Origin of the sequence: Lentzea sp. NBRC 105346, assembly GCF_030269605.1 — a bacterium.
Taxonomy (GTDB): domain Bacteria; phylum Actinomycetota; class Actinomycetes; order Mycobacteriales; family Pseudonocardiaceae; genus Lentzea.
In genome coordinates this window covers 179334-200612 of record NZ_BSTQ01000012.1, presented here as the reverse complement: position 1 = coordinate 200612, position 21279 = coordinate 179334, and the positions used below count along the sequence as shown (strand labels likewise).

Here is a 21279-nt window from a genome sequence, read left to right as displayed (position 1 = left end):
GTTGCGTTGTGGGGCGCGCCCGTTTGGCTTTCGTCGTGGTTGGGGAGTGCGGCAGGCGCTCGCTGGCGTTCGGGGGCTCGCGCTTCGCGCATCGTGTCGCGTGTTGCCCATTCCGCCCCCGCGAGTTCTCGCTTCGTGCACCTGGCCCTGCGCTCGCGTGGCCGAAACTGTCAGACCCACGTGGCAGAATAAAAATCAGGGGTCCCCCTTGCGGGAGGACCCCTGATTCGCCTGCGGGACCAGCGGTTTAGCGGGACCGGCAGCGTGCGGGACTAGCAGTTCGGACGGCACCGCCGCTGACTCAAAGCGTCCAGCAGCACGCCGCGGATGTCCTCCGGCTGCAGCGCCTGGTAGGCCTTGCCGCCGGTCGCCGCCGAGATCGCCTTCAGCGACTCCATGTCCGCCTCCTGGCCTAGGCCGATCATGATGATCGGCACCGGCTTGGCCGGGTCGGACTCGCGCTTCAGGGTCTCGATCAGCGACGCCGTGTCGATCGACGAGATGTCGTCGTTGCGGCCGTCGGTGAACAGCGTGACCGAGTTGACCTTCGAGGCGTCGTAGGTCGCCAGCACGTGCCGGTAGGCGGCCAGCGTCGTGTCGTTCAACGCCGTGCCACCGCCGACCAGGGCCTTCAGCTGCGCGACGCCGCCTTCCAGACGCTTGCGCCGGGGCACACCCTGCAGCGGCTCGCCCAGCGGGCCGATCGGGGTGAGCTCGATCCAGTCGTTGGGCGGCTTCTTGTCCGTCGAGAATGCCCACAGGCCGATCTGGGTCGTGTCGGGGAGCATGGCCAGCGCGGTGAAGGCGGCCTCTGTGGCCGCCTCGATGCGTGTCTTGCCGTTGCCGCCCTTCTCGATCATCGACCCGGAGACGTCGAAGACGGTGAGCATGCGCATGTCGAGGTTGATGGCGCCCCACGTGCGCAGCAGCTCGGAGACCTGGTCGGCGTTGGGGGTCTCGATGATCTTGACCGTGTCACCCTTCACGCCGTCCTTGTCCGACGCCCAGCCCGAGGGAGCCTCACCCGCCACGTTGCGGAAGCCCGCGTCGGTGAAGCGCTTCTCGGTCTCCTTCGAGCGCAGCACGCGTTCGAAGCCCTGGGCGGCGTCACCCGTGCCCGGCTGCTCGGACGGCCGCGACACCCGCACCAGCGGGTAGTCGAAGCTCAGCGTGCCCTCCTTCGGGGGGCCGCCGTACACTGTGGCCTGCGCGTTCTTGCCCGCCGAGCGGTTCGTCGAGATGACCTGCTGCTCGGAGGCCGCGAACACGGGGGCCTTGTCACCGTCGGTGGTGACCTTGCCGAACGCGTCACGGACCGACGGCACCGCGGAGCGGCCGACGCGCAGCAGCGCGCCCACCAGCTCCGGCTTCGGTGAGCCGTCGGGGTTGCCTAGCAGTGTCCTGATCACGAAGAGGGTCGCGAGACCCTCGGACGTCATCGTCGGGTCGGACAGCGACACCGCGACCTTGGGGTCCAGGACCTTCTGCCACGCCACGGGCTGGATCGGGTGACCCAGCGCCGCCATGGCGTTCTTGGAACCGGCCAGCACGATCGGCGACGAAGCCAGCGAGGGCTTGATATCCAGCTTCGGCGCGTCGGGGCCCGTCTCGGCGGCTTGGCGTTGAGCCTCCGCCGCCCACATCGACGAGTCGGGGATCCACAGGGAGTGCGGGCTGATCTGTGCCGTCGGAAGCTCGTGCGCCACGTCCGCCGCGTTGCGCGACTCGACCTGCACCTGCACGCACCGGCCGTTCACGACGGGCTGTGTTCGTTGGTAGTCCTCGGCGGCCGCGTTGACGACCTCGAGAGCGGCTGGGGTGACGGCCACCTTGAGCGGCAGCGCGCCCTGGCAGTCTGCTCCGCTGGTCGCGCGCAGCGCCACCACCGTGACGCCTGCGGCCGCGATCACGCCGAGGAGGGCGCCGGCGGGCAGCGCAACGCGTCTGAACAGCCCAGGGGGCGTGTGACGAGCTGTCATTCGGTTACGTACCTTCAGTTGCGTGTTCACTCTTTCGAGTGGGCGGGGAACACTCAGGGGTGACTGAGGATGACATGTGACCGTCCAACGTAATGAGACAGGGTGACCTGCGTCACTCATCCGGACGGACCAACGTATTCCGGGTGAACCAAACACGCGGAACATGCGTGTCGCCGGTCACGCCGGGAACCCCGGCTCGGTCCCGGCCGTTGGTTGCTCAGTACCCGACCGGCGGACGGTACGCTGGTCGGACGCGGGAGAGGTGGGTCCTCCACCACCCGACACGCAAGTCAGGGAGGGTCGAGGCCGCCCGACGGCCGTAATTGCATGGACCGCAAGCGCCTGCTTCGCAACCCGCTGCTGTGGATCGCTGCGGTGTTGCTGCTGTACTTCGTCTTCACCGTGCTCTTCGACGACTCGCGGGGCTATCACCCCGTGAAGACGTCCCAAGCCTTGCAACAGGTGACTCAAGGCAAGGTCAAGGAAGCCACGATCGAGGACAAGGAGCAGCGTCTCCGGCTGACCCTCAACGACGGGGAGAACTTCGACGGCAGCAACCGCCTGATCACCCAGTTCCCCGCCAGCGCGACCGACGAGATCTTCAAAATCCTCAACGACGCGGGCAACCACCCGACGGTCGAGACCAAGGTCAGCCAGGAGTCCGTCCTGATGCAGATCTTGATCTACCTCGTGCCGCTCGGCCTGCTGTTGCTGCTGCTCATGTGGATGATGAACAACGCGCAGGGCGGCGGTAACCGCGTCCTCAACTTCGGCAAGTCCAAGGCCAAGCAGTTGTCCAAGGACATGCCCAAGACGACGTTCCAGGACGTCGCGGGCGCCGAGGAGGCCGTCGAAGAGCTCGAGGAGATCAAGGACTTCCTCCAGAACCCCGGTCGCTACCAGGCACTCGGCGCGAAGATCCCGAAGGGCGTACTGCTCTACGGGCCGCCGGGAACCGGTAAGACGCTGCTCGCCCGCGCCGTCGCCGGCGAGGCGGGCGTCCCGTTCTACTCGATCTCCGGTTCCGACTTCGTCGAGATGTTCGTCGGTGTCGGTGCCTCCCGCGTTCGTGACCTGTTCGAGCAGGCCAAGCAGAACGCCCCGTGCATCATCTTCGTCGACGAGATCGACGCCGTCGGCCGTCACCGCGGCGCGGGTCTCGGCGGCGGGCACGACGAGCGCGAGCAGACGCTGAACCAGCTGCTCGTCGAGATGGACGGCTTCGACTCGCGCGGCGGGATCATCCTGATCGCGGCGACGAACCGCCCGGACATCCTCGACCCGGCGCTGCTGCGTCCCGGCCGGTTCGACCGGCAGATCCCGGTGTCCGCACCGGACCTGAAGGGCCGCAAGCAGATCCTGCGCGTGCACTCGAAGGGCAAGCCGCTCGCCGCGGACGCCGACCTCGACGGGCTCGCCAAGCGGACCGTCGGGTTCTCCGGCGCCGACCTGGCGAACGTGATCAACGAGGCGGCTCTGCTCACCGCACGGCAGAACGGCCACGTCATCACGGCCTCCGCGCTCGAGGAGTCCGTGGACCGCGTGATCGGCGGTCCGGCCCGCAAGAGCCGGATCATCTCCGAGAAGGAGAAGAAGATCACCGCGTACCACGAGGCCGGGCACGCCCTGGCCGCGTGGGCCATGCCGGACATCGACCCGGTCTACAAGGTCACGATCCTCGCTCGCGGCCGGACGGGTGGCCACACCCTGTCCGTCCCCGAGGAGGACAAGGACCTGATGACCAGGTCCGAGATGATCGCGCGCCTGGTGTTCGCGCTCGGCGGCCGTTCGGCGGAGGAGCTCGTCTTCCACGAGCCCACCACCGGTGCGTCCAACGACATCGAGCAGGCGACCAAGATCGCCCGCGCGATGGTCACCGAGTACGGCATGAGCGCGCGGCTCGGCGCCGTGAAGTACGGCCAGGAGCAGGGCGAGCCGTTCCTCGGCCGCTCGGCGGGCCGGCAGGCCGACTACTCGCTCGAGGTCGCGCACGAGATCGACGAGGAGGTGCGCAAGCTCATCGAGGCGGCGCACACCGAGGCGTACGAGGTGCTGGTCACCTACCGCGACGTCCTCGACGACCTCACGCTCGAGCTGATCGAGAAGGAGACCCTGCACCAGAAGGAACTGGAGCGGATCTTCGCGCGGGTCGAGAAGCGGCCGCGGATCACGCAGTTCAACGACTTCGGTGACCGCACGCCGTCCGACATCCCGCCGGTGAAGACGCCGGCCGAGCTGGCCAAGGAGCGCGGCGAGCCATGGCCGCCCGCGGTGGAGGACACGCTCGACGACGAGCCCGAAACGCCGGAACCGGTGGAGGAGCCCGCGGTTCCGACGAACGGCATCGGTTCGAACGGGGCGTACCACCCGCAGCCGGCCAACCAGTCGGGCCCGCCGAACTACGGCGCCCCGCCCGGATGGACACCGGCGACGGTTCCCGGTGAACAGCGCAACATCTGGGAACCGAAGAAGCCCGAGCCCACCGACGCGGACGAGCGGAAGTGAGCGAGAGCTCTGACGTCGACGCCGGCCTTTCCCCCAACGGAGAGGCCGGCGTCGCCACGCGTAGGCAGTTCGACCAGGCTCGCGCCGAGGCCGCGGTGCGCGAGCTGCTGCTCGCGTGCGGTGAGGACCCCGAGCGCGAGGGCCTGCGCGAGACACCCGCGCGCGTGGCGCGGGCGTACCGCGAACTGTTCGCCGGCCTCTACACCGAGCCGGACAGCGTGCTGGCGCGGACCTTCGACGAGAGCCACGAGGAACTCGTCCTGGTCACCGACATCCCGATGTTCAGCTTCTGCGAGCACCACCTCCTGCCGTTCCACGGCGTCGCGCACGTCGGGTACATCCCGAACGAGGCCGGCCGCGTCACCGGCCTGTCCAAGCTCGCGCGGCTGGTCGATCTCTACGCCAAGCGCCCGCAGGTGCAGGAGCGGCTCACGTCGCAGGTCGCGGACGCGCTGGTGCGCAGGCTGGAGCCGCGCGGCGTGATCGTGGTGATCGAGGCCGAGCACCTGTGCATGGGCATGCGCGGCGTGCGCAAGCCCGGTTCCCGCACGACAACTTCGGCCGTGCGCGGCCTGTTGCGCTCGCAGCCGTCCTCGCGGGCGGAGGCCATCGAGCTGATCCGCGGACGGCTGCGATGAGCCTGCCCCGCCCGGACCACTGCGTCGTGATGGGCGTTCTCAACGTCACCCCGGACTCGTTCTCCGACGGCGGCCGCTACCTCGACGCCGCGGACGCGGTCGCGCACGGCGTCGCGATGCACAAGCGCGGCGCGGACCTGATCGACGTCGGCGGCGAGTCGACGCGGCCGGGCGCTTCGCGGGTCGAGGCGTCCGTCGAGATCGCGCGGGTCGTCCCGGTGATCACCGCGCTGGTCGCCGAGGGTGTACCGGTGTCGGTCGACACGATGCGCGCCTCCGTCGCCTCGGCCGCACTGGAAGCGGGCGCGTCGATCGTCAACGACGTGTCCGGCGGCCTCGCGGACCCGGACATGGCCTCGGTCGTGGCGGCGGCCCGAGTGCCGTGGATCCTCATGCACTGGCGCGGCCACAGCACCGAGATGGACTCGCTCGCGACGTACGACGACGTCGTATCTGAAGTACGCGAGGAGCTCCTGGCGCGAGTGGACGCGGCGGTGCGCGCGGGCGTCTCGGAGGACGACATCGTGCTCGACCCGGGCCTCGGTTTCGCGAAGAAGGCCGAGCACAACTGGCAGTTGCTCAACCGCCTCGACGAGCTGATCTCGGTCGGGCTGCCGGTACTGGTCGGCGCGTCGCGCAAGCGTTTCCTCGGCACGCTGCTCGGCGACCGCGCGCCGGACGGCCGGGAGGACGCGACCGCCGCGGTGTCGGCGTTGGCGGCGTTCGCAGGCGCGTGGGGGGTTCGGGTGCACGACGTGGATCGGTCGCTGGACGCCGTCGCGGTCGCCGGAGCGTGGTCGCGTGGCTGACCGCATCACGCTGACCGGCCTGCGCGTGTTCGGTCACCACGGCGTTTTCGAGCACGAGAAGCGCGACGGCCAGGAGTTCGTCGTGGACGTCACGCTGTGGCTCGACCTGGGCAAGGCGGCCGCCACCGACGATCTCACCGAGACCGTCCACTACGGAGAACTGGCTTCGCGGGTGGCAGAGATCGTCGCCGGACCTTCGTTCGACCTGATCGAGACGGTCGCGGGCAAGGTCGCCGACGCCGTGATGGAGGACCCGCGCCTGCACGCGGCCGAGGTGACCATCCACAAGCCGTCGGCCCCGATCCCGCTGACCTTCGACGACGTGTCGGTGACGATCCGGCGCTCGCGACGCTTGAACCGATGAGCCGCGCGGTGCTGTCGATCGGGTCCAACATGGGCGATCGACTCGGTTACCTGCGGATGGCCGTATCTGGTTTTGCGGACGTGTTGGTCGCGGTCTCGCCGGTCTACGAGACGGCGGCGTGGGGTGTGACGGACCAGCCGGACTTCCTCAACGCCGTCCTCATCGTCTCGGACCCGTCCGTGGACGAGTGGGGATGGCTGCGGCGCGGGCAGGCCCTGGAGGACGCCTCAGGGCGCGTGCGGACCCTCCGGTGGGGGCCGCGCACCCTCGACGTGGACGTGGTGACCGTGGACGGTGTGACGTCCGCTGATCCTTCGTTGCTGCTGCCGCACCCCGGCGCCTTCGAACGCGCCACCGTGTTGATCCCCTGGCTCGACGTGGATCCGGAGGCCGAGCTGCCCGGCCACGGGCGGATCGCGGACCTTCCGTTCAGTTCCGAAGGCGTGCGGCGGCGTGACGACCTGGTACTGGAAGTGTAGAACATCGCGTTCTACACTTCCGGTCATGGACCGCATTCCTGTTCGCGAGCTCAACCAGCACACCAGTGCTGTGCTGGCGCGCGTCGAGCACGGTGAAGCGCTCGAGGTCACGGTCAACGGACGTCCGGTGGCCCGGCTCATGCCGGTTGAGGCCGACGACACACACGAACTCCAGGACCTCGTGGCGCGAGGGCGCATCGTTCCCGCGACCGCGGCACGTGGCCTGATCCCGATGCCCGCAGGAGAGATCGACCACCACACCGACTCCGCCGCGATCATCTCCGAAATGCGCGAGGAACGTCTTTGATCTATCTGGACAGCGCGGCGATCGTGAAGCTGATCCGGCCTGAAGCCGAGACCGCCGACTTGCTCGACTGGTTGAACGACAGGCTCAACGACGTGCTCGTGTCGTCGGCACTGACAGAGATCGAGGTGCCTCGGGCACTTCGGCGTTCTGATCCGGGACGGCTGGTCGGCGTACCGACGGTGCTCGCGAAAATCAACAAGCTGGAGATCGACTCCGCGGTCCGGGCAACGGCCGCCGCGTATGACGACCCGAATCTCCGATCTCTCGACGCGATCCACCTCGCCAGTGCGCATTCGCTTGTCCTCGAGGGCAAGAAGCTGATCGCGTTCGTTACCTACGACAAGCGGCTGCTCGCGGCCGTCTCGGCGGCAGGGCTTCCGGTGGCAAGTCCCGGAATGAACTGAGCTGCTTGGATGGACGCGTGAGGTTCACCAAGCCCCGCGACCTGCTCGCGATCGCCGTCGTGGCCGGACTCCTGACCCATCTGCTGCTGCGGCTCGCGTACGACGCCCTGCCGCCGCTGCCGATCCTCGCCGGAAGCACACTCTTCGTGATCGGCGTCGTCGAGCTGGTGCTCGGGTTCAACCTTCGGGCCCGGATCCAGCGCAAGCCGGGGGCACGTCCGGTGCAACCACTCACCGCGGCGCGCGCGGTGGCGCTGGCGAAGGCCTCCTCGGTTCTCGGCGCGATCATGTTCGGCGCGTGGAGCGGGTTGCTGATCTACCTGATCCCGGTTCGCGACCAGTTCGAGGCGGCGCAGAACGACCTGGTCAGCGCCATCATCGGGATGATCGCGGCGGCCGCGTTGACCGGTGCCGCGCTGTGGCTGGAGTACTGCTGCAAGACCCCTACGGAGACACCGGGGAAGGATTAGATACCGGTGCGTAGGTCTCAGTCGGATAACTCCGGGGTACCGTAGTGCCCATGACCGGTCGCGGCGCGTCGTTCGACGACGAGCAACAAGATCACGGTCGTGGCTCCGGACGATTGCTGTTGGTAGCGGCGCTGGCGCTTGCCCTCGTGGCGGCGGCCGTGCTCGTGCTCAGCGACAACGCCCGGTGGCTGCGGCTCGCCGTGGTCGCTGCTCTGTGGGCCGCGCTGGTGGGTGCCTTCCTGGCCGCCAAGTACCGCAGGCAGGTGCAGGAACGGACCGATGAGGTCGCGGACCTCCAGTCCGTCTACGAGCTTGAGCTCGAACGGGAGGTCGCGGCTCGCCGCGAGTACGAGCTGGAGATCGAGAGCGAGACGCGCAAGCGGATCGAGGAGGAGTCCCGCGGCGACATCGAGGCGTTGCGCGCCGATCTTCGTCAGCTGCGCGACAACCTCGAGGCGTTGCTGGGCGGTGACGTCCTCGTCGAACGCATCGCGCTGCGCGCCGAGTCGACGCGCCTGCGGTCGCTGTCCGACCAGGCGCGGATCACCACGGGCGACAGCAAGCGGATCATCACCGCGGGCACCGCGAAGCAGGTCGTCAACGCGGAGAAGCCGTCCGAGCGCACCGAGCTGATCGAGCGCGTCGCGCACGACGCCAAGGTTCAGGCGCCGCGGCGTGAGCCGGCCCGGCCCGAGCCCGCCCGTCCGGAGCCCGCGCGCACCTCGCCGCAGGCCCGGCCGCAGCCGACCGTCATCCGCCGCGAGCCGCAGAAGCCCCAGGAGCCGCAGCGCCGTGAGCCGCAGCCGACGACGCGCACGGTTCAGCCCGCGCGCGCCACGGTCGACCGCGTGACGATCTCGGCGACCCCCGAGCCGCCGACCCGCGCCAACCGCTTCGAGTCCGCGTCGGCGACGCCGCGCGTGGCGCCCCGCACGACGCAGGAGAACGTGGCCGCGCGGCTCAACCCGGCCGGGCCGCCTCCCCGGCAGCCGGCAAGCGCCCAGCCTCTGAACGCGCAGTCGCAGCGCACCGAACAGGTCGACCGCGCCGAGTTCGCTCGGGCCAACAAGCCTCAGGTGTCCCAGCCGCTGCCCCAGGTATCTCAGCCGCTGCCGCAGGTGTCCCAGTCCCTGCCGCAGGTGTCCCAGCCGTTGCCGCGCGGTGGCGAGCCCGCCCGCCGGTCGCGGGTGGCCGAGCGCACCGAGATGATCAACCGCGAGAAGCTCGCGGCCGACAACCGCACCCAGGTCACCGGCGGCAGGCGCCGCGCGGACGAGCGCGACCAGAACAGCGGGTCGTGGGAGACCATCGATCCGGGCACCTCGTCCGAACGCACCGGCGGCCGCCGTGCCGCTCCGGAGGTCACCGGCCGCCGTGCCGCCGCCGAACCGGAACCCACGGGCCGCCGCTCGGCGGAGGCCACGGGTGGCCGTCGCGTCGCGACCGGGATCACGGCCAGTGAGATGACCGGTGGCGGTGGCCGCCGGGCCGCGGTGGAGGACCCGTCCGGTGCGCATGCCGACGGCAAGTCCGTGAGCGAGCTGCTGGCGTCCCTCGGTGGCGGTGAGGCGCCGCGCCGGCGTCGTCGTCGCGAGGACTGACCTACTTGTCGATGTCGCCGACGATCACGGCGAACGAGCCCAGCACCTGTGGCAGGTCGCGCACGTGCGTGCCCGGCACGAGCGCGGACAGCGCCTGGATGTTGTTGAACGACGGCGTCCGCAGCTTCAGCCGCCACGGCGTCTTCTCGCCGCGCGAGGAGAGGTGCACGCCGGACGTCCCCAGCGGCGCCTCCACCCACGTGTAGACCGAGCCCTCCGGTGCCTTGATCGCCTTGGGGAGCCGGACGTTCACCGGCCCGGCCGGCAGCTTCGCGAGGCAGTCGTGCGCGAGCCGGATCGACTGACGGGCCTCGTCGAGCAGGCAACGCACACGGGCCAGCGCGTCGCCTTCCGTGCGCACCACCGGCTGGACGTCCAGCTCGCGATACGCGGGCAACGGGTCGTCGCGGCGCAGGTCGAAGTCCACTCCGGACGCGCGGCCGATCGGCCCGGTCACGCCGTGCGCGAGCGCCGCGTCGCGGGACAGCACGCCGAGCCCGCGCAACCGATCCTCGTCGATCTTCAGCGCGGAGACGTCGATCGTCTCCAGCGCGGCGGCGACGCGGTCGGTCCAGCCCGCCGGGACGTCCTCCCGCAGGCCACCGATTCGGTTGAACATGAAGTGGATGCGCCCGCCGGACGCCTCCTCCATCACCGCCTGGACGGCCTCGCGGTGGGCGGCGGCGCCGGGGGCGAGCGGCGTCAGGAACACCATGTGCGCCATGAGCCGGTTCAGCTCGCACAGCAACGCGCGCAGCCACTGCGCCCGCGCCGGGACGTCCATGCCGGTCATCCGCTCCACGGCGAGCGCGACCGCCAGTTCGTTGCAGAACGCCGACAGCCAGTCGTGGCGGTTCGCCAGCGTCAGCACCTGGCGGTAGTCGCGCACCTCGAACAGTTTCTCCGCGCCGCGGTGCAGGTGGCCGACCAGCGGGACCGCCTCGCTGATCACCGGATCGTCCCCGGAGACCGTGAGGCGCAACCGGTACGCGCCGTGCGCCGACGGGTGCAGCGGGCCCAGGTCCACGACCCGGTCCACGCCCAGGTACTTCGCCCCGGCCCCCACCCCGACGGTGATCCGCTCACTCACCCGCCCATGGTTTCACGGGCGCTACGACCGGCTGATCCCGAACAGGTAGCACCCATGCGAGAGGCTCCGGATCTGCAGTTGTTCAACAGTAGGATCGTTGAGCAATTCTTCGATCGTACTGTTGAACGATCCGGGCTCTACCGTCTGGCCGGAGTGGATCTGCCCGGCGGCGTTGTAGGACCGTAGAATCCGGGTATTGTTCAACAATTCTACGGGCAGATTGTCGAACTGGGGGATTGTTGAACAATTGACGTGGGTGAAGACGGGTCCCAGCTCGGCATAGGGGCCCTTGCCGGCGGGCGGGGCGTAGCGGAACAGCCAGACGGGCTCGCCGGGCAGGGACTTGCGCAGGCAGCAACGCAGCGGCACGTCGGGCTCGGAGGCGCGGTACTCGCGGCCGGGGTCGTCGAGGGCTGCGGAAACCGGAATCGCGTGAATCCTCATGGGATCCAGCGTGGTCAGTCCGTTGTCGGGAAGCTGGCGGGATTCGGACGCCACGCAGGCAGCGGCGGCAACAGGTCGGACACCCGCACGGGCCCGGTCGCGTGCAGCAACCACCCGAAGTCACCGAGTCCGCCGACCGCCCGCAGCTCGGCGATCCGCCCGGCTCGAGCCGTCTCCTCCAGCCACGCCATCGGGTCCGAATCGGTCACCGACGCCGTCAACCCCAAGGCGGACAAGGCATCCCGCTGCGACACCAGCACCGAGGAGCCACCTGCGGCGGCCGCCGCCGAGTCGAAGGCGACGTGCGCGGTGATGTCGCAGGACCCGTCGAACACCGGCGCGACCTGCCGCCCATCGCGGTAGCCGGTCAGCGTCGGACGACGGCAGTCCGCGGTGTGCCCGTAGTCGATCGCCAGCGCCGCACCGGTCACCGACGCCACCGCCGAAGCCCACGCCGCGTCCCGAGGAGCGCCCACCTCGGCCCACTCGCCTTCGCCGAGCGGCCACCAGCGCGCCAGCCAGGGATCGTCGGACGGTCCTTGCACGACCGGGCAGGGAATCGCGTCCAGCCACTCGTGCGCGACCAGCAGCCCAACAGACGGCTCCAGTGAGGAAGTCCAGCGCACGCCGGGCAACGACGGGTCGGGCGCGAGATCCACTCCGGTCACCCGCAACCGGCGGCTCAGCGAACCCGAGGCCAGTTCCCGTACCGCGGCGGAAAGTTCGCCACCGCCCGCACCCATGTCGACGAAGTCCACGACCGGGGGACGTCCGAGCGCATGATCAACGCGGTCCAGCAGCGAGAGCAGGGCCGATGCCAGCTCCTGGCCGATCAGCGGGGCCGTGCGGAAGTGCCCGGACGGCCGTTCGCCCCGCACGAAGAACCCCGAAGGGCCGTACAGGGCCGACCGCCACGCCTCTTCCCAGTCGAGCACCGGACAAGTGTGCCTCTAAGGTCTGTTCCCGTGACCGACGCCGACTTGACGCCGACGCCGCCCACCCGCAAGCGCATCGAACAGCGCCGCTGGACCGTCCTCGCCCCCGTGGTCGGCCTGATCGTGCTGTCCGCGTGCGGGCTGGTGTTGTTCGGGCTGGGCACGTCGTCGCTGGGGATCAAGCCGATCGCGATCGGGGCCGCGGCCGCGTTGATCCCGGTCGTGCTCGTCGTCAGTGTCTTCCTCTGGGTGGACCGCTGGGAGCCGGAACCCGCGCAGATGCTGCTGTACGCGTTCCTCTGGGGCGCGTGCGGCGCGACGATCACCAGCCTGCCGTTCAACCAGACCGCGCAGGTGCTCGGCGCGTTGCTGACCGGCACGGACGGCAGCGCGGTCGCGGCGGTGGTCGCGGCACCGATCGTCGAGGAGGCCGCGAAGGGCGTCTTCCTGCTCGCGGTGTACCTGCGGCGCAGGCACGAGTACGACGGTGTCGTCGACGGCATGGTCTACGCGGGCATCGTGGCGGCCGGCTTCGCGTTCACCGAGAACATCCTGTACTTCGGCCGGGCCTTCGTGGACTCGGGCTTCGGCGGGCTGACGGGCGGTGTCGTCGCCCTGTTCATCCTGCGTGGCGTGCTCTCGCCGTTCGCGCACCCGCTGTTCACCACGATGACCGGCATCGGCATCGGCGTCGCCGCGGTGACGACCAGCCGCAAGGTGCGGATCGTCGCGCCGATCCTCGGGTTCCTCGGCGCGGTGCTGCTGCACGCGGCGTGGAACCTGTCCGTGTCGATCGGCACCGGGTCGGACTTCATCAACCTGTACTTTCTGATCATGGTGCCGGTGTTCGCGGGCGCCGTCACGATGGTCATCTGGCAGCGCCGTCGCGAACAGCGGATCGTCGCCGAGCAGCTGCCCGCGATGGCGATGAACCGGTGGATCGCGGCCAGCGAGGTGGCGCTGCTCGCGAGCCTGCCCGGCCGCCGCAACTGGCGGGACGCCGTGCGCCGCAAGTCCGGCGACGCCGCGGCGAAGGCGGTGAAGCTCTACCAGGAGACCGTCACGGAGCTCGCCTTCCTGCGGCACCGCATCGACCGCGGCACGGCCGACCGCAACGCCGAGGCGCGGCACGCCGAGCTGCTCGCCACACTGCACGCGGCCCGGACCGCGGCTCGCCGGTGAAGCTCGTCACCGACCGGCCACCCGCCGGGGATTAGCGGTTTACCCTCGTCGGCGTCGTCTGGTACCCGATCAGGGACTGGAACGCCAGAAGGAGTTAGTCGCATGGACGCGACAGGACGTCCGGCCAGGCTCGCCGTGGGCATCATCTCGGCAGGCCGGGTCGGCTCGGTGCTGGGCGCCGCGTTGGCCAGGACGGGCCACGTGGTCGTCGGCACGTCCGCCGTCTCCGCACAATCCCAGCGGCGCGCCGAAGAGCTGCTGCCCGGGGTGCCGATCCTCGACCCGCCCGAGGTCGCCGCGCGCGCGGACCTCGTGCTGCTGGCCGTCCCCGACGACGAGCTGCCCGGCCTGGTCAGGGGGCTCGTCGCCACGAACTCGTTCAAGCCCGGCCAGATCGTCGTGCACACCAGCGGTGCCCAGGGCGTCCAGGTGCTCGAGCCGGCCCGCGAGCTGGGCGCGTTGACGTTGGCGCTGCATCCCGTCATGACCTTCACCGGCCGGTCCGAGGACCTGCAGCGGATGACCGCCGCGTGCGTCGGCGTGACGGCCGCGGACGACGACGAGATCGCGTGGAGTGTCGGCGAGGCGCTGGTCGTCGAGATGGCCGCCGAACCCGTCCGCGTCCCGGAAAACGTCCGCCCGCTGTACCACGCGGCGCTCGCCCACGGCGCGAACCACCTGATCACGCTGGTCCGTGACGCCGTCGACCTGCTTGCCGGCGCGGGTGTCTCCGACGCCGAACGACTCATCGGCCCGCTGTTGTCGGCGGCACTGGACAACGCGCTGCGCCACGGCGACCGCGCGCTGACCGGTCCGGTCGCCCGCGGCGACACCGGTACCTTGCGCAAGCACCTGGACGTGCTCGCGGCACACGACGTGCTGCCCGCGTACAAGGTGCTCGCCCGCCGCACGGCCGACCGCGCGGAGGCAGCCGGGCTGCTGAAGCCCGACGCCGCAGAAGACGTCCGCACCACCCTCGAGGACTGAACGCATGACCAAGCCGCTGACCAAGGACGACTACTCCCCGTCGGACGTCACCGTGCACCGCGATCCCGCGCGGCTCAACCGCGTCGTGAGGGCGCTGCGCGCGGCCGGCCGCAACGTCGCGCTGGTGCCCACGATGGGCGCGCTGCACGCCGGGCACCGCCAGCTGATGCGCGAGGCGCACGTGCTGCAGAACACCGTCGTGGTCGTGTCGATCTTCGTGAACCCGTTGCAGTTCGGCCCTTCCGAGGACCTCGACTCCTACCCGCGCCAGTTCGAGTCCGATGTGGACATCTGCCGCGAGGAGCGCGTGGGCCTGGTGTTCGCGCCGTCCGTCGAGGACATGTACCCGGAGGGCGCGCAGGTCACCGTCCACCCCGGACCGCTCGGTGACGAGCTCGAGGGCGCGTCGCGACCGGGACACTTCGCCGGCGTGCTGACCGTCGTGTCGAAGCTGTTCAACATCGTCGGCCCGAACTACGCGGTGTTCGGGCAGAAGGACTACCAGCAGCTCACGCTGATCAAGAAGCTGGTGCGGGACCTGAACTTCCCGCTCGACGTCGTCGGCGTGCCGACCGTGCGCGAACCCGACGGCCTCGCCCTTTCGTCCCGCAACGCGTACCTGTCCGACGAACAGCGCACCACGGCGGTCGCGCTGTCCGCCGCGCTCACCGCGGGCGCGCACGTCTCGGCCCAGGGCGCGGACGCCGTGCTGAAGGCCGCGCACGACGTGATCGCCGCGAGTTCTGGCGTCGAGCTGGACTACTTGGAGCTACGGTCCCCGGAGCTGGGGGCCCCGCCGGAGAACGGAGACGCCCGTCTGCTCGTCGCCGCGCGGGTGGGTTCGACACGCCTGATCGACAACGCGCCGGTACTGCTCGGCGCGGGCGACGAATAGAGGGGCACGCCATGTTCCGCACGATGCTGAAGTCCAAGATCCACCGCGCGACCGTGACGCAGGCCGACCTGCACTACGTCGGCTCGGTCACCGTCGACCTCGACCTGATGGAGGCGGCCGACCTGCTGCCGGGCGAGCAGGTCGCGATCGTCGACGTCACCAACGGCGCGCGCCTCGAGACCTACGTCATTCCCGGGGAGCGGGGGTCCGGCGTCCTCGGGATCAACGGCGCCGCCGCGCATCTCGTGCACCCCGGCGACATCGTCATTCTGATCGCTTACGGTCAGATGGATGACTTGGAGGCTCGTACGTACAAGCCTCGCGTGGTGTTCGTGGACGCTTCGAACAGCGTGGTCGATCTCGGGGTTGACCCCGCGCATGCACCTGAGGGGTCGGGCCTGGTGAACGGGTCCGTGTCTTCTGAGACCGTCGAGGCGGCCGCGCTGGACGCCTTGATCCAAGCGGAGAACTGATGCTGCTCGCCATCGACGTCGGTAACACCAATATCGTCCTCGGGCTCTACGACGGGGTCGGTGACACCGCGCCCCTGGTGCGCGACTGGCGCATGCGTACCGACGCGCGGATGACCGCCGACGAGCTTGCTCTGACCATGCGCGGGTTGCTCGGTGAGTACGCGGAGAAGATCACCGGAATTTCCGCGTTGTCCACCGTGCCCGCGGTGTTGCGCGAGCTGCGCGTGATGCTCGGGCGGTACTACGCGTCCGTGCCGAAGGTGCTCGTCGAGCCTGGCGTTAAGACCGGTGTGCCGCTGCTCGTCGACAACCCCAAGGAGGTGGGGTCGGACCGCGTGATCAACACGTTGGCCGCTCACCACCTGCACTCCACTGCTTGTGTGGTTGTCGACTTCGGTACCTCTACGAACCTCGATGTGATTTCTGCTCGGGGGGAGTTTCTTGGGGGTGCGCTCGCGCCTGGGATTGAGATCTCCGTGGACGCGTTGGCGGCTCGGGCTGCTCAGTTGCGCAAGGTCGAGCTGGTGCGGCCTCGGTCGGTGATCGGGAAGAACACCGTCGAGTGCCTGCAGTCCGGGATCGTTTACGGGTTCGTCGGGCAGGTTGACGGGCTTGTTCGGAAGATCATCGCGGAACTGCACGAGACCGATCCTGGGCCGGTGGCCGTGCTGGCTACCGGGGGGTTGGCGCCGCTCGTGGTTGCTGAGTCCGAGACGATTGCGCACCACGTGCCTGATCTGACTTTGCTTGGGTTGCGGCTGGTGTTTGAGCGGAACATGGCGCGCTGATTCGGGCGTCCCCCCGCGTTGGGGGACCCCCGGTTTCTATTCTCCCAGGGTGGTCTGACAGTTCTGGGGTTGTGCGTGGGTTCCGTCCGTGCTTGCTCGCTTGGCTGCCGGTGCCGTGCGTGGTTGTTCTTTTGTTGGCTGCCGGTGTCGTGGGGCGCTGCGTCTTCCGGGGGCGCCTTCGGCGCCGCGATTGGGGCTTGACTTGGGGCCCCTCGCGGCGTGGTGGGCCGGCTCCGCCGGCAGATTCAAGATCTGCCGGCCCGACAAGGGCTACCACGCCGCACCCCAAGTCAAGCCCCAATCGCTTTCGTAGTGGGTCACCAGACGCGCCCCACTCTGGGTGCGTGGTCGCCTCTGTGGCTGCCGGTCTCGTGCGTGGTCGCCAGCTTTCGTGCCGGTCCCGTGCGTGCCCACCTTGTGTCGGTCGCGCGTGCGGTAGATGCCCAAACCGGCTCGCGCTCCGCGCATCGCGTGACACGGGGCCGGTGAACCCGGCGAGTCGTACCTTCCCGCCCCCTGAGCTGTACGTTCGCAACCCGCGAGTCTTACCGTCCGGCCCCGCGAGTCTTACCGTCCGGCCCCGTGAGTCTTACCGTCCGGCCCCGTGAGTTTGACGCTCCCGCACTCGCTGCGTGCGAGTCGTACGTTCCCGACCCCCGAGCCGTACCTTCCCGCCCCCGGAACCGTACGTTCCCTGGCCCGCCCCGCGAGTCCCACGTCCCGCGCGAGTCCTCAGTCCAGCCCCAGCGAGTCCTCAGCCCAGCACCCGCGAGTCCTCACTTCGCGCCGTGTGTTGCCCGCTCCGCCCCCGCGTGTCGGCCAACCAGCCCCGCGTGTCGTACGTTCCCGACCCCCGAGCCGTACGTTCCCGACCCCGCGTTGGACGTTCCCGCGCCCCGAACCATGCGTCCCCACACCCAGAACCGCTGCCCGAGAACTGTCGGTCCCCCTCACTAGCCTGAGATACGGGGGCAGCTCACAACGCCAGCGCGTCGACACACCCCCAGCCGACCGTAGCGCCAGGGTCCGACAATTCCGACGGCCTCGAGGGCATGAACGGGCGCTCACCCCGCCAGCACGAGCCGCTTCACGTAGGTCACCAGCGGCACGTCGAACGGGCCGTTCGACGTCTCCGGCTGCGCGTGCAGGAACCCGAGCATCCGCTCCATCAGCTCCGCCCGCTCCTCCGCCGGGATCACGATCGTGTGCGAGTGCGTCCCGACCGTCGCCACCAGGTCGTCCGGCGAGGAGCGCCGCAGCGCGTGCGGGAACTCGGCCGTCTCCGGCGAGACGAAAAGTGGGTGGTCGGGCATCTCGTAGGTCGGTGAGCTGATGGCGCTCACGCTCGACCTGGCGATCTCGTTGAACGACGACACCCACGGCACCGAGACGTCGATGTCGTTCCACAGGCCGGCGACCACCCCGCCGGGCCGCAGCACCCGCGCGATCTCGGGGAAGGCCTTCGACGGGTCGAACCAGTGGAACGCCTGCCCGACCAGGACGGCGTCGACCGTCCCGGAAGGCACCGGGATGTGCTCGGCGTGGCCGGGTAGGGCGCGTACCCCGTGCACTCGGCGGACCAGCTCGGAGAGCATCTGCTCGTTGGGCTCGACCGCGGTGACGCGGTGACCCTCGGCGATCAGTACGGAACTGAGCTTTCCGGTGCCCGCGGCCAGGTCCAGCACGTCTAAGGGGTCGGTGCCCAGCGGCTCCAACGCCCACCTGACGGCGGCCACGGGGTAGTCGGGGCGGTGCTCGGCGTAGGCGTACGCGTGTGCCCCGAACGAGTCTGCCCGGCGGGCGTGAAGGTCCATGCCCCCAACCTAAAGGTATCCGGTTGGAGGAAGCCCACGGCCTTTCCGTACCCTTTGAAGCCGTGAGTGAGCAGCCCAAGCAAAGCGCCGTGACCAGCGAAGAAGATCTGCCCGAGCAGATGCGGGTACGCCGGGAGAAGCGTGCGCGGCTGCTGGACCGCGGCGTCGAACCGTATCCGGTCGAGGTGCCGCGGACGCACACGTTGCGGCAGATTCGCGAGACTTACCCGGAACTCGAGCCTGACACGCAGACCGGGGAACAGGTCGGTGTGACCGGGCGCGTGATGTTCATGCGCAACACCGGAAAGCTGTGCTTCGCTACGTTGCGGGAAGGCGACGGCACCGAACTCCAGGCGATGCTGAGCCTCGCCGGAGTAGGTGAGGATGCCCTTTCCGATTGGAAGTCCGACGTCGACCTCGGCGACCACGTTTACATCCACGGCGAGGTCATCAGCTCGCGCCGCGGTGAGCTTTCGGTCATGGCCGACAGTTGGCGGTTGACCGCGAAGTCGCTGCGACCCTTGCCGGTCGCGCACAAGGAACTCGGTGAGGAAACGCGTATTCGTCAGCGATACGTCGACCTCATCCTGCGGCCGCAGGCTCGGAACACCGTTCGGACCCGTGCGACTGTGGTCCGCCAGTTGCGTGAGTCGTTCCACAACCGCGGATTCGTCGAAGTCGAGACGCCGATGTTGCAGACGCTGCAAGGCGGTGCCGCGGCGCGTCCGTTCGTGACGCACTCGAACGCGCTCGACATTGATCTGTTCCTGCGCATCGCGCCGGAGCTGTACTTGAAGCGCTGCGTGGTCGGCGGCATCGAGAAGGTCTTCGAGATCAACCGCAACTTCCGCAACGAGGGCATCGACTCGTCGCATTCGCCCGAGTTTTCGATGCTCGAGTACTACGAAGCGTATGCGACGTATGACACGAACGCGGTACTCACGCGGGAACTGATCCAGGAAGCCGCGCAAGCGGTTACCGGTTCACAGGTGGTGACGCTCGCGGACGGCACGGACTACGACCTGTCCGGCGAATGGACCACGCTCTCCATCTACGACTCGCTGTCCGGCGCCGTCGGCGAGGAGATCACGCCCGACACCCCGGTCGACGTGCTGCGCAAGCTCGCCGACAAGGTCGAGCTGGAGGTCAGCCCCAAGCACGGCCACGGCAAGCTGGTCGAGGAGCTGTGGGAGCACCTGGTCGGCGACCACCTCTATGAGCCGACGTTCGTGCGCGACTATCCGGTCGAGACGTCGCCGTTGACCCGTCAGCACCGCAGCCGTCCGGGTGTCGCGGAAAAGTGGGACCTCTACGTCCGTGGATTCGAACTCGCTACCGGTTACTCCGAACTGGTGGATCCGGTCATCGAGCGTGAACGACTCGAAGCGCAGGCGTTGCTCGGCGCGGCCGGAGATGTCGAAGCGATGCCGATCGATGAAGACTTTCTGCGATCACTGGAGTACGGAATGCCACCGAGCGGTGGCGTCGGAATGGGGATCGATCGGCTGCTGATGGCCATCACCGGCCTGGGTATCCGGGAGACCATCTTGTTCCCGCTCGTTCGCCCTGAATGAGTAACTTTCCGGATGTCGATAGGTGCAATGTGGCACCCGTGCGCTAACCTGCCCTCGAAGCGGTATTAAGTTGGCGTCGCGGGTGTCACTCGCGCATTCGAGTCCAGGAGGATACGCATGGCGCAGAAGGTCACCGTGACCCTCGTCGACGATCTGGACGGGTCCACGGCCGAGGAGACCGTTGAGTTCGGACTCGATGGAGTCTCGTACACGATCGACCTTTCCTCGGGCAATGCGGACAAGCTGCGTGACGCTCTTGCGGACTTCGTTGCCGGTGCACGTCGTGCGGGTGGCCGCAAGCGTGGACCTGGTCGTCCCGCCGGTGTGAAGGCGCGTCCCGCCTCTGCTGATCGCGAGCAGAACCAGGCCATTCGTGAGTGGGCTCGCAAGCAGGGCATGAAGGTGTCGGACCGTGGCCGTATCCCGGCCGAGGTTCTCGACGCGTACCACCAGCAGGGCTAAAATTCGTAAATATGCGAAGGGGTGGTCGGAGGTAATCCGACCACCCCTTCGGTTTATTTGAGTGACCACTCAACTACGCTGCGGATCCACACCGAATGCCTTCGCGAGGTCATCGAGCATCGCGTGTGCACCCTGAAGGCTGACCGAAGCCACCCAAACGGTGTCGTTCACGTCCTGCTTGCCACCCTTCAGTTGACCCCACAACGGGTTCGCCAGGAATTGGTCCTTGATCTTCTGCGACTCGTTCTTCGGATCGGACCACGTCGACACGAAGATGCGGTCGGCGTCGACCGAGATGATCTGCTCCTGGCTCAGGTTCACCGAGATCTTGTCCGACGTCGGCTGGCCTTCCGGCCGGGCGAGACCGGTGTCCTTCAGCACCCCGCCGGGGAACGAGTTCGGCGTGTAGAGCCGGACGGTCTGCTCGCCGGCGACGAACCGGACGAGGCTTACCGTCGGGTTGCGGCCCTCCTTGGCGCGGATCGCGTCGCCGAGCTTCTTCGACCGGTCCTCCAGCGCCTTGATCTTGTCGTTGGCGAGCTGCTCCTTGCCGAGCGCACGGCCGAGCAGGCGGATGTTGTCCTTCCACGTCGGTCCGGTCGTCTCGCTGAACACCGTCGGGCCGATCTTGGTGAGCTTGTCGTAGATCTCCCCGTGACGGACCTTCGCGCTGACGATCAGGTCCGGCCCGATGCCCGCGAGCTGCTCCAGGTTCGGCGTCATCAGGTCGCCGATGGCCTTGGCGTCCTTGCCGTACTTCTCGGCGTCCGCCTTCAGGTACTCCGGGAAGTTGTCGCCCTGACCCGGATAGCGGGTGAACGCGACGACCTGCGTCTCCAGCGCGAGGGTGGCGTCCACGTAGCTGGTGTCGAGTGCGGCGACCCGTTCCGGCCGGGCCTTGATCTCGGTCTTGCCCATCGCGTGCTCGATCGTCACCGGCACGAAGGCCTGGCCGGTGGTCGGCACGGCGGGGTTGGTCGTGGTCGTCTGACCGCACGCCGTGAGTGCGAGGAGCACCACGGTCGCGATAGCGGGCCTGCGCATCGGCGGCTCCTGTTAATTCGGTTAGGCTGCCCTCA

Annotated in this window: 22 protein-coding genes; 16 read left to right on the top strand and 6 right to left on the bottom strand. The window is 68.8% G+C overall.

The window, feature by feature from the left end:
* Positions 1-272: 272 nt before the first annotated feature.
* Positions 273-1979, bottom strand: a complete 1707-nt coding sequence (locus QSK35_RS25325; RefSeq protein WP_285749972.1) for a substrate-binding domain-containing protein — start codon at positions 1977-1979, stop codon at positions 273-275.
* Between the two features lie 327 nt (positions 1980-2306).
* Between QSK35_RS25325 and ftsH the strand changes: the two genes are divergently transcribed.
* From ftsH to QSK35_RS25280, 9 genes are read left to right on the top strand one after another with little or no spacing between them, the layout of a single operon-like run.
* Positions 2307-4484: an ATP-dependent zinc metalloprotease FtsH gene (ftsH, locus tag QSK35_RS25320; RefSeq protein ID WP_285749971.1), complete on the top strand. Its 2178-nt coding sequence runs from the start codon at positions 2307-2309 to the stop codon at positions 4482-4484.
* A complete protein-coding gene (gene folE, locus QSK35_RS25315) occupies positions 4481-5122 on the top strand; it encodes a GTP cyclohydrolase I FolE (RefSeq protein WP_285749970.1) in 642 nt (213 codons plus the stop codon). The genes ftsH and folE overlap by 4 nt, the downstream gene beginning before the upstream one ends.
* A complete protein-coding gene (gene folP / locus QSK35_RS25310) occupies positions 5119-5931 on the top strand; it encodes a dihydropteroate synthase (RefSeq protein WP_285749969.1) in 813 nt (270 codons plus the stop codon). The genes folE and folP overlap by 4 nt, the downstream gene beginning before the upstream one ends.
* On the top strand, positions 5924-6295 hold the full coding sequence (gene folB / locus QSK35_RS25305; protein ID WP_285749968.1) for a dihydroneopterin aldolase: 372 nt from the start codon (positions 5924-5926) through the stop codon (positions 6293-6295). The genes folP and folB overlap by 8 nt, the downstream gene beginning before the upstream one ends.
* Positions 6292-6774 carry a 2-amino-4-hydroxy-6-hydroxymethyldihydropteridine diphosphokinase gene (gene folK, locus QSK35_RS25300; RefSeq protein WP_285749967.1) on the top strand — a complete coding sequence of 161 codons (483 nt, stop codon included), beginning with the start codon at positions 6292-6294 and terminating at the stop codon, positions 6772-6774. The genes folB and folK overlap by 4 nt, the downstream gene beginning before the upstream one ends.
* Before the next feature lie 25 nt (positions 6775-6799).
* Positions 6800-7081 (top strand): type II toxin-antitoxin system Phd/YefM family antitoxin, encoded by a 282-nt coding sequence (locus QSK35_RS25295; protein ID WP_285749966.1) that lies wholly within the window; start codon positions 6800-6802, stop codon positions 7079-7081.
* Positions 7078-7485, top strand: a complete 408-nt coding sequence (locus QSK35_RS25290; protein ID WP_285749965.1) for a type II toxin-antitoxin system VapC family toxin — start codon at positions 7078-7080, stop codon at positions 7483-7485. The genes QSK35_RS25295 and QSK35_RS25290 overlap by 4 nt, the downstream gene beginning before the upstream one ends.
* Before the next feature lie 17 nt (positions 7486-7502).
* Positions 7503-7955 carry a DUF3180 domain-containing protein gene (locus tag QSK35_RS25285; protein ID WP_285749964.1) on the top strand — a complete coding sequence of 151 codons (453 nt, stop codon included), beginning with the start codon at positions 7503-7505 and terminating at the stop codon, positions 7953-7955.
* Positions 7956-8005: 50 nt separating this feature from the next.
* A complete protein-coding gene (locus QSK35_RS25280; protein ID WP_285749963.1) occupies positions 8006-9556 on the top strand; it encodes a DUF6779 domain-containing protein in 1551 nt (516 codons plus the stop codon).
* Position 9557: 1 nt separating this feature from the next.
* Here the strand turns inward: QSK35_RS25280 and QSK35_RS25275 are convergent, their stop codons facing one another.
* From QSK35_RS25275 to QSK35_RS25265, 3 genes are read right to left on the bottom strand one after another with little or no spacing between them, the layout of a single operon-like run.
* Entirely contained in the window at positions 9558-10646 is a 1089-nt protein-coding gene (locus tag QSK35_RS25275; protein WP_285749962.1) for an NADH-quinone oxidoreductase subunit D, read from the bottom strand.
* Between the two features lie 21 nt (positions 10647-10667).
* The gene (locus QSK35_RS25270) at positions 10668-11090 is read right to left on the bottom strand and encodes a DUF1203 domain-containing protein (RefSeq protein ID WP_285749961.1); all 423 of its coding nucleotides are present in this window, start codon (positions 11088-11090) and stop codon (positions 10668-10670) included.
* A gap of 14 nt (positions 11091-11104) precedes the next feature.
* On the bottom strand, positions 11105-12025 hold the full coding sequence (locus QSK35_RS25265) for an SAM-dependent methyltransferase (protein WP_285749960.1): 921 nt from the start codon (positions 12023-12025) through the stop codon (positions 11105-11107).
* A gap of 45 nt (positions 12026-12070) precedes the next feature.
* Between QSK35_RS25265 and QSK35_RS25260 the strand changes: the two genes are divergently transcribed.
* The 5 genes from QSK35_RS25260 (at position 12071) to QSK35_RS25240 (ending at position 16350) form a co-directional block, all read left to right on the top strand.
* A complete protein-coding gene (locus QSK35_RS25260) occupies positions 12071-13207 on the top strand; it encodes a PrsW family intramembrane metalloprotease (protein ID WP_285750069.1) in 1137 nt (378 codons plus the stop codon).
* A gap of 102 nt (positions 13208-13309) precedes the next feature.
* Positions 13310-14194, top strand: a complete 885-nt coding sequence (locus QSK35_RS25255; RefSeq protein WP_285749959.1) for a Rossmann-like and DUF2520 domain-containing protein — start codon at positions 13310-13312, stop codon at positions 14192-14194.
* A gap of 4 nt (positions 14195-14198) precedes the next feature.
* Entirely contained in the window at positions 14199-15089 is an 891-nt protein-coding gene (gene panC / locus QSK35_RS25250; protein WP_285749958.1) for a pantoate--beta-alanine ligase, read from the top strand.
* 11 nt (positions 15090-15100) lie between these two features.
* On the top strand, positions 15101-15562 hold the full coding sequence (panD, locus tag QSK35_RS25245) for an aspartate 1-decarboxylase (protein ID WP_285749957.1): 462 nt from the start codon (positions 15101-15103) through the stop codon (positions 15560-15562).
* Entirely contained in the window at positions 15562-16350 is a 789-nt protein-coding gene (locus QSK35_RS25240) for a type III pantothenate kinase (protein WP_285749956.1), read from the top strand. The genes panD and QSK35_RS25240 overlap by 1 nt, the downstream gene beginning before the upstream one ends.
* A gap of 1064 nt (positions 16351-17414) precedes the next feature.
* On the opposite strand, the gene QSK35_RS25235 is transcribed toward QSK35_RS25240, so the two are convergent.
* Positions 17415-18164, bottom strand: coding sequence for a class I SAM-dependent methyltransferase (locus QSK35_RS25235; RefSeq protein ID WP_285749955.1), 750 nt, complete (start codon positions 18162-18164; stop codon positions 17415-17417).
* A 119-nt stretch (positions 18165-18283) separates the two neighbouring features.
* Here QSK35_RS25235 and lysS point away from each other — a divergent pair, with 119 nt between their 5' ends.
* Both lysS and QSK35_RS25225 read left to right on the top strand, forming a co-directional pair.
* Entirely contained in the window at positions 18284-19738 is a 1455-nt protein-coding gene (gene lysS, locus QSK35_RS25230) for a lysine--tRNA ligase (RefSeq protein WP_502881715.1), read from the top strand.
* 117 nt (positions 19739-19855) lie between these two features.
* Entirely contained in the window at positions 19856-20200 is a 345-nt protein-coding gene (locus QSK35_RS25225) for a histone-like nucleoid-structuring protein Lsr2 (RefSeq protein WP_285749953.1), read from the top strand.
* A gap of 69 nt (positions 20201-20269) precedes the next feature.
* Here the strand turns inward: QSK35_RS25225 and QSK35_RS25220 are convergent, their stop codons facing one another.
* Positions 20270-21244, bottom strand: a complete 975-nt coding sequence (locus tag QSK35_RS25220; protein WP_285749952.1) for an ABC transporter substrate-binding protein — start codon at positions 21242-21244, stop codon at positions 20270-20272.
* Between the last annotated feature and the right edge of the window lie 35 nt (positions 21245-21279).